Source organism: Acinetobacter sp. Marseille-Q1623 (assembly GCF_902809895.1).
Classification (GTDB): Bacteria; Pseudomonadota; Gammaproteobacteria; order Pseudomonadales; family Moraxellaceae; genus Acinetobacter; species Acinetobacter piscicola_A.
The window spans coordinates 2,588,575-2,600,306 of the sequence record NZ_CADDWG010000001.1 but is presented as its reverse complement, the minus strand read 5'-3'; the positions used below and the strand labels follow the sequence as shown (position 1 = coordinate 2,600,306).

Here is an 11,732-nt window from a genome sequence, read left to right as displayed (position 1 = left end):
CAATGTCAGCATGGTCAAAAATACTCGTAGGTAGTGTATTGGCAACAACGACTTTATTTTCAAGCGCACAGATTTTTGCCGCAGAAGTAAAGCCAACAGTCATTCGTTTAGCCACCCCTTATGTCGGTACAGGTAATCGACCTGTGGGCTATAGTAATTATTATTCAACCACACAAACATTAGGCTTGATTGAAAAAGAATTTCAAAAAGATGGTATCAAGATTCAGTGGAATAACTTTAAGGGTGCAGGTCCTGCAATTAATGAGTCTTTTGCCAATGGTCTCGTGGATATCACTTGGTTAGGTGACTTACCGTCTTTAATTGGTAAAGCCAGTCGTTTAGATACACGTTTAATCGCTGTAGGCGGAAGTAATGACAATGCCTATTTAGCTGTGCCAACAGGTTCAACTGCGAAGTCATTTACCGATTTAAAAGGTAAAAAAATTGGTTTCTTTAAAGGTACAAATATCCATTTATCTTTGATTAGTACATTGAAAAGACAAGGTTTATCTGAAAAAGACTTCCGTTTTGTGAATACCGATGGGCCAGTGGGTTATTCAGCTTTAGCGAGTGGTGATTTAGATGCGATTTGGAGTAATCAGACTTTATTTCCTGTTGTCGATCGAGGAATTGCCAAAATTATTTATAGCACCAAACAAGAACCTGCGGTAAATCGGCTTTCAGGCTATGTCTTAGTTAACTCAAAATTTGAACAGAAATACCCCGAAACTGTACAACGGATTGTTAATGTATTGGTGAAACAAGCTGCTTGGGAAAGTAATCCTGCCAATAAAACCGAGCTTTTTAAACTCTGGTCAAAATCAGGCTTGCCTTATGCCAACTTTGACAAAGCATACGCAGGTGTAGATTTGAAACGACATAGTTCTCCTATTTTTGATGGCTATAACGTTGCACTGATCAAGCAAAAATTAAAAGCAGGGCAAGACCTTAAATTGATTCGTGGCAATATTGATGTTGATCGTTGGATTGAGCCTAAATATGTTAATAATGCATTGAAAATACTGAATTTACAGACATTTTGGACACCTCAAGGTGCGAGTGCTAAATAAGCCCTCGTATTTTTTGTGACAGGAGATTTAAAAATGTCTCAGGATATTCTTTTAAAACAAAGCACTGTACATAACACTCAAATAGTATCGGCAAAAACAACTTCTTTGACTTTCTTTTTGAAAAATAAACTTCTATTGAGTTGGGTAGTTGGTGCAATTTTCCCTTTGGTTGTGCTGTGGCTTTGGCATATTTCAGTTGAAAAAAATTGGGTCAATCCATTGCTTTTACCTGCACCCGACTTAGTTTGGACTGCCCTGAAGGATTTGTATCGTAGTGGTGAGTTATGGGCAAATTTAAGTATTAGCCTGACAAGAATCGCTTACGGATTTAGTGCAGGAATCGTGATTGCGCTTATTTTAGGTTTGAGCATGGGGCTTTCTCATACAGTCGAAGCCTATGTATGGCCGACATTTAAAGTGATTAATTTGATTCCTGTGGTGGGGTGGATTCCTTTGCTGATCTTATTGGTTGGCATAGATGAAGCCTTAAAAATTGTCTTAATTGCAAAATCTGCTTTAGTGCCAATGACCATTAATGTGTTTAAAGGTGTACGCAATATTCCCACTGCACTGACAGAGGTGGCGAATGTCTATCAACTCAATACATGGTCTCGCTTTAAATATCTAGTATTACCTGGGGCATTTTTAAGTTTTATCGGGGGATTACGCTTATCTCTCGCTAGCGCATGGGGGGCATTGGTTGCAGTCGAGCTGCTTGCATCGAGTGAGGGCATTGGTTATCTCATGGTCTATGGGCGACAAATCTTTCAGCTTGATGTGGTGATGGCAACCGTCATTGTGATTGGTGTAGTGGGTTTTGCTTTTGATTTGATTATTCGTTTGATTCAGAAGTGTTTTTCAGCATGGACAACCCAAAAATAATGGAGAAAATGATGAAAAAAATAGACTTGAGAGCATGGGTGATTCCGCTCATTTTATTGTTCATTTGGACTGTTGTCAGCAATAAAAATTGGGTGGATCGTGCCTTGTTGCCCTTACCACAAGACGTATGGCAGGTTTTTTTAGACAGTTGGCAGTCTAAAGAGCTGTTTGAAAATATTGCCTATAGTTTGCTGCGTAATACCACGGGCTTTATTGCAGGTGGCATTTTAGGTGCAGCTTTGGGATTGTTTTTAGGCTTAAATATTTGGGCAGATCGTTTTTTTTCACCGACCCTAAATGCCATTAAACATGTGGCAGTCTTTGCTTGGATTCCACTGATGATCATGTGGTTTGGTAATGGTGAACTCTCCAAAATTATTTTTATTGCACTAGTGGTGTTTTATCCCGTATTTTTTAATACCTATGATGGGGTGAAAAATGTCTCAGAAAAAAATAAAGAAGTTGCACAAATTTTTCAATTGAGTCGTTCGACCCGCTTTTTTAAAGTGATTTTACCTTCGGCGGCACCGAGTATTTTTGCGGGTTTAAACATTGCCTTGGTGTTTTCTTGGGTCGCTACCATTGGTGCAGAATATTTCTTTGTGGCAGCACCAGGTGTGGTTAATCCTATTTTAGATGGACAGAATCTCTTCCAAATGGAAACCGTACTGTATGGGATGAGCATCATTGCTTTGGTGGGTTTGGTCTTTTCAAAAATTGCACAATATTTTGAAAATTATAATTTACGTTGGCGCCAAGGCACACACAAATAAGAGGATAGAACATGAAGCAGAAAGAGAGTGTTGCAGGACAGGTTAGCATTCAAAATTTAAATAAATCTTTTCACGGTCAGCAGCAAGATTTACATGTACTTGAACATATTAATTTAGACATTGCTGCCGGCGAATTTATCAGCATCGTGGGCAATAGTGGCTGTGGAAAATCGACTTTACTGAGATTATTGGTCGGTCTAGATGCCGATTTTGAAGGCTCTATTGAAATTGATCATCAACCGATTCAGGGAACAAGTTTGGATCGTGGCATTGTTTTTCAAGATCACCGCTTATTTCCATGGTTGACGGTTGAACAAAACATTGCATTAGCATTGGAAAAAAGCCCATTTACAGCGGCTGAAAAACAAGAGTTGATCGATTATCACTTAGCACTTGTACAGCTCACTGCATTTAAACATACCTACCCGAGTCAACTCTCAGGTGGGATGAGTCAACGTGTAGCAATTGCACGTAGTTTAGTGAATCGTCCACGTATTTTATTATTGGATGAGCCCTTTGGTGCTTTAGATGCATTGACACGTTCTAATTTACAACAAGAACTACAAAGTATTTTATTGTCAGAAAAAGTCACCACGATTTTAGTAACCCATGATGTTGAGGAAGCTGTGTTGTTGGGTGATCGTATTGTGGTGATGCAACCAAATCCGGGGCGAATTAAACGTATTGTGAATGTTGATTTGGAGCGTCCTCGACGTCGAGAGGATTATCGTTTGACAGCTTTAAAACATGACATTTTGCAGGATTTTACAGCTCAGCAGGTGAGATCTGAGCCGCATGAGTTAGAGCGTTACGGGCTGGCATGGTAAAGTCAATTGAGTAAATAAAAAATGCTCATGAAAGGGCATTTTTTATTTTTAGAAGTATAACGATCTGATTCTTTAGATTAAATCCATTAAATCAACGTTTGAATCGCTTTTTTCTTCCAAACAAATTGATAATAAAGAGCTTGCATTAAACATAATGATATAAAAGCCAAAGCATATGCATACCAAATACCTTTTAAGCCCCACCATTCACTAAACAAATAAGCGGCAGGCACTTCGATCAGTAAAATAGCGCAGATATTTAAAATCATCGGTACAGTCACTGTACCACTGGCACGCATAATCGATGCAAAAATTGAACCCGCACCAAAAAATAGAATCGACCATAGCACAATAAATAATAAACTTTGTCCAAGTTCGATCACACTTGGATCTGTAATAAATAGCGCCATTAAATATTTAGAAAATAAATATGCCAAAATCACCAAACTGCCTGTGATCACAACATTCATAATCAATGACGTACGTGTCACTTTACGTAGTAGTTCTGATTTTCCTGCACCGATGGCTTGAGCAGCAAAAATTGATGCTGCGATTGAAATGGATAAAGCAGGGAACTGAATGTAATTGAGCACTTGATTGACTGCGCCGTATGCAGCGGTGGCATGAGAACCATAATGATTCACCAGCCCAATAATCACGAGACCTGCAGCAGAGGTCGTCACCATTTGGATCCCTGTTGGGATACCTAAACGTAAAATAATTTTGCTGAGTTCAGGATGATATCGAATATGGCTGAGCAAGGCTTTATCAAGTTTTAAAGCATGATCACGATAATGAAGATAAAAAGCTAAAAATCCTAAAACGGCGATATAACCAATACTGGTCGCAATGGCTGGAGCGATGATGCCAAGTTGAGGAAAGCCAAAATAACCTGCAATCAAAATAGGTGTCACAATCACACCGATAACAATGGTCAGACCAGAAGCAATCAATGGTGTGGTACTGTCACCTACACCACGTAAAATCGAGGTATAGATAATATAAATAAACAATAATGGACTACCTGCAAGCATCCATTGTACATAAGGCAAAGACAAATGCATGACATCAGGGTCGGTGCCTAAAAGTAGTAAAATTTGTTTGGCACTGATCACCCCGAGTAAACCAATCATACAACCGCCAATCAAGGTCATAAACAGCGTTGAACCGACCACCATTTTAACTTTTTCAAGGTTTTTTGCTCCCCATGCTTGTCCCACTAAAACAGTCGTGCCTGCGGACAGTCCAATCACAAAAGCCAACAAGAAAAACAAAATTGGAAAAAATACTGAAATTGCAGCAATCGCATTTACCCCCATCATTTGTCCAACAAAGATGGTATTCATCGTGCCTGAGAGGTTTTGTAGAATATTGGTTGCAATCAAAGGAACTAAAAAAATAAGGAAACCTTTCCAAAATTTTTGATGATGCAATAAATTATCTTTTGCTGACATTTTTGCTATTTTGTCCAATCCATTGAAATTATTTTATTCCTCAAAATATCATAATTATAAAAAAAAGCCTTAGCTTTTAAGTAACTAAGGCTTCATATTTTACTGCAAATATGTGCTTAAACTTGGCTCAAAATTTCACACGCTTGTGTCAAGGTGGCTTCCTTTTTGGCAAAACAAAAGCGAATTAAACGTAAATCTTGTGGAGCAGTTTGATAAAAAACGGATACGGGAATCGCCACGATTTTATGTTGTTCTGCTAAAAACTTGCACATCTCGACATCATTTAAATCAGGGCGAATTTCGGAATAATCGATATTTTGAAAATAAGTCCCTTGTGAGGGCGTAAATTTAAAACGAGATCGCTGTAAGCCGATATTAAAATAATCTCGTTTTTGTTGATAAAAACTCGATAAATTCTCAATATGTTCAGGATGCTGTTGCATAAAATTGGCAAGTGCAATCTGTACAGGTGTAACCCCGCAAAAGTTAGCAAATTGATAGACTTGGCGAAATACTTTCATGAGTTCAGGGGTAGCCACACAATAGCCGGTTTTCCAACCTGTAACATGAAAAGTCTTTCCAAAAGAACCAATTACAAAACTCCGTTCCCTCAGTTCAGGAAATGACAAAGCAGAGTAGTGTTTTTGCCCATCAAAAATGAGATGTTCATAGACTTCATCAGACAGCACCACAATATTTTTATCTTGAATTAAATCAATTAGGTTTAACCAATCTTGCTTTGACCAAATTGCTCCTGTGGGATTATGTGGTGTATTGACAATAATCATACGGGTTTTGTCGGTCATTGCTGCTTTGACCTGATTCCAATCCACTGAAAAGTCAGATGTTTGTAGTGCAATATGAATGGCTTTCGCACCGACCAATTGCACACTAGGTGCATAGCTGTCATAGCTTGGGTCGAAAATAATCACTTCATCACCTGCATGCACGATGGCTTGGATTGCTGAAAATATGCCAATGGTTGCGCCAGGTGTGATGGTGATTTCTGTGATTGGATCGAGCTTCAGTTGGTCTCTTTTTTGAAATTGTACTGCGACTTGTTCTCTTAAACTCAGTAATCCATCACCAGCAGCATATTGGTTATGTCCCTCTAAAGTGGCTTGACTGAGGGCATATAAAAGTTCAGGTGGGGCAGGGAAATCAGGGAAGCCTTGTGAAAGGTTGAGTGCATTCAAGCGCTGAGCCATCGCACTCATCGTACTGAAAATAGTGACCCCTTGTGCAGGCAGTTTGGAATTGATTGTGATCATGATGATGCGGATTTTTAAGGTGTTTCAGTGAGTGTAGCAGGTCGGTTTTATGAGCTAAATAGTTATCTCTTTTGATTTTTTAACTTATGGTTTTTATTGGTGAAAATAAAAAAGCCCAACATCCTGTTGGGCTTTTTTACATATTTGATGCTTTGGTTTGACTCCTGTCGAACCTGCATGTCCATTGCTGTCTTTTCTTATTGTTGTCTGGAGCATCCTGCTCGCTATGGGTTCATGATAGGAAAGTGCGGTGGATCTGTATATTCGGCAATGCCTTAAAGTGTTGTACGTTTAGGCTTACAAGGCTCAAATTTTATCCTTAACATTAACATTATCTACAGAAATTATGGATGAATGGCGATTTTAAAATGAAGATTCACGTTCCATCCTTATAAAATAAGTCATCTCCCATAGAATTAATGAAAACCATCAAATCAAATAATCAATCACCGCACGAATCACACCTAAAGTTAGACCGATAAAAGCACCTACCACCACGCCATTGACTCGAATCATGTGCAAGTCCCCACCGACTTCACTTTCGATCTTATCAATCATTTCACGAGAGTCCCATTCATGGATGCGTTGACTGATAAATTTAATCACTTTTTCACTGTATTGATCACTTAAGAGAATTGCCATTTCACTCATACGCTCATTTAATAACTGACGTACAGATTGATTTTCAATTAAGTTTTCACCGACTTGTTGAATGGCAACACGCAAATTCAGAGCAATGCCAGAGTCATCTTTTAATAAATCGGCTTTGATTGCATCACATAAAATCACCACAGCACCTGTGATGAAATTGAGCACGGATTCACTGTCCAATAATGCATTTTTGGTTTCATTCAAACGAATACTGACAGCACTATCATTGTCCGCAAGTTGTAGCATCAGGTTGTTGGCAACATCTTCAATTTTTTTGCGAAATGGATGCTCAGGATCAGCCAAAATCGCTTCAACTTTTTCCAATAAAGAATCAATCGTACGTTGTTGAACATCAATACCAATCCAACTTGCACCTTTGGCAAGTTTCCATACACCTAATTCTTTAAATAAACGGCGAGTCAAATCTTGGGTTTGTTCAGGATGACTGACCATCCATTCATGTGCTATGTCCAAGCCACGTTGTAGTACGTCTTGATGAAAATCATTGTCTAAAACTGCACGCAGCATTTCACTGGCAAGGTGATTAATGTGTGTATTTTTGACCCATTGCACACTGTTATTTTGGATGAATTTTCCAATTTGTTGCTGACCGACAAAATCAAAAATCTTGGGAACAGTCTGTTGGATGACATCCGTCACTTGGCTGTTATTTTTTGGATTGGCAAGCCATTGTCCAACAGCCAAACTCAAGTCAGTTTTTTGTAGACTTTTTTCCACAATTTGCGGTGAAAGGAAGTTTTCTTGTACAAATTTTCCCATTGACTCAGCAATGCGGGCTTTATTGCGCGGAATAATTTCCGTGTGATCACGTAAAAATTTTGGAATAGGAATTTTGCCGAAAGGGTTGCGAAACAGTACGGTAATGGCATACCAGTCTGCCAGACCACCGACCACGCCTGCTTCTGCACCGAGCATTAAGATGTGAATAAACCAAACGTATTCAGGTAAAAGCTTGGCTGCAATAATCAGTGCAATCCAAATCACCACTGCCACAACTAAAGCGATGGTGGCAAAGCGTTTACTGCGATTCAGACTCGGTACATTCACGTCTTGGGCTTGGTTCATGCAACATCCTGAAAATTATGGTTTGTTTGATGATACATCAGTCGCTTGTGGTTGTAATACTTGTCCTGTCGGACTAAGGCCATATTTTTGTCCTAAAGACTGTAAAATCAAGCCTGCATCAAAAGCATCATTCGGTGCTGATTTTTTATCTTTATAACATTCAATAGTATAAGACACTTGAGTTGGGTCAAGTGTGACCACTTGTGGCATGTCATAAAATGGGTCGAAGAAAGCCCCATGACGTCGATAACCATATGGATAATAGTTTGGTGTTGGGTAAACCACCGCTCTACGAGGCGGTTGTTGTGTACGATTGCTTGGGTCATCAAGCACTTTAAAAAATTGAAAACCATTTTGTACTGTGGTTTGTGCAGCTTTGAGTAAGGTAATTTCTTCAGCTGTACCATAACTCATGTTACGCGTTTCAAAGCTGATGCGAAATGTATGTGTGTTTAGCGCTAACGTTGAAAACTGTCCCAGTTGGTCAAAGGTACGGGGTTTCGAAGGTGTAGAAGCACATCCCGTCATGGTGAATACTGCCACCGCAGTTAGACCGATGAGTATTTTTTTCATACCGTGCTCCTTGGGATGGGTCAGTGATTAAGAGTATTTATATTGCCTGAAATAGTGGGATAAATGATGTATTTTAAGCAGAAATTTGTTAAATATATTTTGAGAAGCATGATTTCAATGATTACTGCAATACAACATTATAAAATGAAAAATATTCAATTTTAATTGGGATGTTTGTTAGGGGTTTTATAAAAAATTATTAGGATAATTTTATTTTTTTAAGGGCAAAATGAAAGTGCACTCCTCCACCTTGCCGTGTTGGATTAAGTTATAACATCTGCTTAAAAACCACTATTGGGTTGTTTTAAAAATTCAATTTCTTCTGCAGTAGATTCACGTCCTAATATTGCATTTCGATGTGGATAACGCCCAAAACGATCGATGATGACTTTATGTTTTTTCTCAAAATCCAAATTGATAGGATTCCCCAAAGCTGCAAATAACTTTAATGCTTCTACATGGATCAGTTTAGATTCGCTGTGCATATACGGCATATATAAAAATGAACGCTGTTCAGGACGCAGATTTTTGTCTAAACCTAAATGAACAGCTTCTTGCGCTAGGGTTAAGGCTTGTGCATCTTGTGAGAAAGCGGCAGCTTGATCTCGATAAATATTTCGTGAAAATTGGTCAAGCACAATGATTTCAGCCAAACGACCTTCAGCACTATCACGCCATGTATACAATTCAGCCTGTTTGGCTTGTACTAAAACTTGATTAAAGCGTTGATGAAGTTGTTGGTCAAAGTCATCACTTTTTGCAAACCAAAAAGGTTGAGTATTTGGAGCAAACCAAAAATCGAGAATGTCTTGAGACTTCATATCTATTTAAATTCTTTTGAAAGTATTCTTGCATAAAATCACAATTCTGAAGTGTCTAAAAGCGTTTAATTGTGATAAAAAATTGCCGAAAAAATGAATATTCTGTTTAAAAGTACTTTGAATATACATGTATATCGATAATTCACGTTATACTTGTGAGCATCAAAAATATTTTATTTTAAAAACTTTTTTAAGATAAGTGAGTAAATAATGAGTCAAACTGAAGCCAATTCTCAAGCCATTTTGCCAACTTGGGCAAGTGCTGAATTATTACAAGGCATGTTACGTGGCATTGAGCGTGAAAGTTTGCGTATGCAAAGTAATGGCTTCTTATCTCAAGCAGATCATCCGCAAAGTTTGGGTTCTGCGCTGACCCATCCGCATATTACAACAGACTATTCTGAAGCGTTGATGGAGTTCATCACGCCACCGAAAGCAAGTATTCCTGAAGCATTGAATTATTTGGCAGATATTCATGCCGTGGTGCATCGTCATTTAGAAAATGGCGAAAAACTGTGGCCTTTGTCGATGCCTTGTATGTTGGATGACCAAGAAGAGAGTATTCGTTTGGCACAATATGGTTCATCGAATATTGGTAAATTTAAAACCTTGTATCGTCATGGTTTAGGCATTCGTTATGGTCGCCGTATGCAGACCATTTCAGGCGTGCATTATAATGTGTCATTTCCCGATACTTTATTTGAACAATTACAACAACATGAAACAGATGAAGCATTAAAAAACCTGAGTTTACAAGATTATCGTAGCCATCGTTATTTGGGTTTAGTACGTAATTTTATTCGCTTAACACCATTAGTGATGTATTTGGTTGGTGCGAGTCCATCGGTATGTAAATGTTTTATGACAGGGCGTGAGCATCATTTATTGCCATTGGTCAAAGGGACATTATTTACCCCTTATGCAACGGCTTTGCGTATGGGACGTTTTGGTTATCAAAATTCTGCACAAAAACAATTGGGTATTCATTATAACAACCTTGAATGCTATGTTGCAGAACTACAGAAAGCCGTCAATACACCCTATGCACAATTTAGCCATTTGGGCTTAAATAATAGTAATGGTGACCCCATTCAGATCAATGATCATGTGCTACAAATTGAAAATGAATACTACAGTTTAGTACGTCCTAAACAAGTACCACAAGCAGGTGAAACACCATCGGAAGCATTAGCAAAACGTGGTATTGGTTATGTTGAATTACGGGCGGTAGATGTTAATCCATATGTGGCGATTGGGATCAATGAAACGACTGCAGGTTTCTTGGAAGTTTTAGCTTTGTATTGCTTACTTAAAGACAGTCCTGAGCTTTGGGAAGAAGAGCAAGATTTGATTGAAAAAAATCAAAATGAAGTGGTTAACCGTGGACGTGCGCCGAATGCAGCGATCCAAGAAGCAGGACAATCTTATCCGCTTGAGCAATGGGCATCTCAGCATTTATCTGCAATGTTGCCATTGGCTGCATTATTGAATGAAAGCTATGACACCAGTTTATATACGGATGCTTTGACTGTAATGCAGCAACGCATTCGTAATGTAGATGAGACACTATCGGCACAAGTCATTGAAGATACTTTACACCATGGTGGTACATGGAGCTTCGGTAGTGCGATGGCACATCAGCATGTGAAAAGTTACGAACAACATGTATTAAGTGCAGAAACTTTAGCGTATTTTGAACAACTTGCAACCTCATCATTGCAACAACAACAGCAACTTGAGCAAGAAACAGATTTGAATTTTGAAGATTATCTTGCCAAATTTAGATGATATAACCACATCAAAAAATGAGAGGAAAAGCCATGCAATGGCAGAGTTATCGCTTCGTTAGTGGTCTTTTATTTTTAGCAAGTGTGATTGGAATGGCATTTGCGTTGTATTTAGAACATGTGCAAGGTTTAGACCCTTGTCCTTTGTGTATATTCCAACGAATAGGCTTGATCGGGTTAGGTTTAATTTCCCTAATTGCGCTATTACATCATCCAAGAACCAATGTCTTTAGGCGTTTTTATGCATTTTTGGGGTTGCTATCAATTGGATGGTCAGTTGCGATCGCGGGGCGTCATGTCTGGTTGCAAAATTTACCCCCTGATCAGGTACCTAGTTGTGGTCCAGGGCTAAATTATTGGGTGGATACTTTGCCGTTAAAAGAAGTATTTGCAAATGTCCTTAAAGGTTCAGGTGAATGTGCCATGATTGATTGGACTTTCTTAGGACAATCTTTACCTGTATGGTCGCTGACTTTCTTTAGTGTGCTTGCGTTAATTAGTTTATGGCAGTTATTTAGAAAATATCCTACATAAATG

The 11,732-nt window shown here is 38.6% G+C and carries 11 protein-coding genes; 6 read left to right on the top strand and 5 right to left on the bottom strand.

Annotated elements, in window-relative coordinates; all coding sequences use genetic code 11:
* Positions 1–2 precede the first annotated feature (2 nt).
* The 4 genes from HUV91_RS12390 to HUV91_RS12375 are packed head-to-tail and all read left to right on the top strand — an operon-like array spanning position 3 to position 3,552.
* Positions 3–1,070 (top strand): ABC transporter substrate-binding protein, encoded by a 1,068-nt coding sequence (locus tag HUV91_RS12390; RefSeq protein WP_174493539.1) that lies wholly within the window; start codon positions 3–5, stop codon positions 1,068–1,070.
* Positions 1,071–1,103: 33 nt separating this feature from the next.
* Positions 1,104–1,952 carry an ABC transporter permease gene (locus HUV91_RS12385; protein WP_174493538.1) on the top strand — a complete coding sequence of 283 codons (849 nt, stop codon included), beginning with the start codon at positions 1,104–1,106 and terminating at the stop codon, positions 1,950–1,952.
* 11 nt (positions 1,953–1,963) lie between these two features.
* Positions 1,964–2,725: an ABC transporter permease gene (locus HUV91_RS12380; protein ID WP_130074855.1), complete on the top strand. Its 762-nt coding sequence runs from the start codon at positions 1,964–1,966 to the stop codon at positions 2,723–2,725.
* A gap of 11 nt (positions 2,726–2,736) precedes the next feature.
* Complete coding sequence (locus tag HUV91_RS12375; protein WP_174493537.1) at positions 2,737–3,552, top strand: ABC transporter ATP-binding protein; 816 nt, start codon at positions 2,737–2,739, stop codon at positions 3,550–3,552.
* A gap of 86 nt (positions 3,553–3,638) precedes the next feature.
* Here HUV91_RS12375 and HUV91_RS12370 read toward each other — a convergent pair whose 3' ends face one another.
* The 5 genes from HUV91_RS12370 to HUV91_RS12350 form a co-directional block, all read right to left on the bottom strand.
* Positions 3,639–5,006 (bottom strand): MATE family efflux transporter, encoded by a 1,368-nt coding sequence (locus HUV91_RS12370; RefSeq protein WP_174493536.1) that lies wholly within the window; start codon positions 5,004–5,006, stop codon positions 3,639–3,641.
* A gap of 116 nt (positions 5,007–5,122) precedes the next feature.
* Complete coding sequence (locus HUV91_RS12365) at positions 5,123–6,277, bottom strand: methionine aminotransferase (RefSeq protein ID WP_174493535.1); 1,155 nt, start codon at positions 6,275–6,277, stop codon at positions 5,123–5,125.
* A gap of 429 nt (positions 6,278–6,706) precedes the next feature.
* Positions 6,707–8,014 (bottom strand): DUF445 domain-containing protein, encoded by a 1,308-nt coding sequence (locus tag HUV91_RS12360; protein ID WP_174493534.1) that lies wholly within the window; start codon positions 8,012–8,014, stop codon positions 6,707–6,709.
* A gap of 15 nt (positions 8,015–8,029) precedes the next feature.
* A complete protein-coding gene (locus HUV91_RS12355) occupies positions 8,030–8,587 on the bottom strand; it encodes a CC0125/CC1285 family lipoprotein (RefSeq protein WP_130074850.1) in 558 nt (185 codons plus the stop codon).
* A gap of 281 nt (positions 8,588–8,868) precedes the next feature.
* Positions 8,869–9,408 carry a DUF924 family protein gene (locus HUV91_RS12350; protein ID WP_174493533.1) on the bottom strand — a complete coding sequence of 180 codons (540 nt, stop codon included), beginning with the start codon at positions 9,406–9,408 and terminating at the stop codon, positions 8,869–8,871.
* 210 nt (positions 9,409–9,618) lie between these two features.
* Here HUV91_RS12350 and gshA point away from each other — a divergent pair, with 210 nt between their 5' ends.
* Positions 9,619–11,196 carry a glutamate--cysteine ligase gene (gene gshA, locus HUV91_RS12345; RefSeq protein WP_174493532.1) on the top strand — a complete coding sequence of 526 codons (1,578 nt, stop codon included), beginning with the start codon at positions 9,619–9,621 and terminating at the stop codon, positions 11,194–11,196.
* Between the two features lie 32 nt (positions 11,197–11,228).
* Positions 11,229–11,729 carry a disulfide bond formation protein B gene (locus tag HUV91_RS12340; RefSeq protein WP_130074847.1) on the top strand — a complete coding sequence of 167 codons (501 nt, stop codon included), beginning with the start codon at positions 11,229–11,231 and terminating at the stop codon, positions 11,727–11,729.
* Positions 11,730–11,732: the final 3 nt, after the last annotated feature.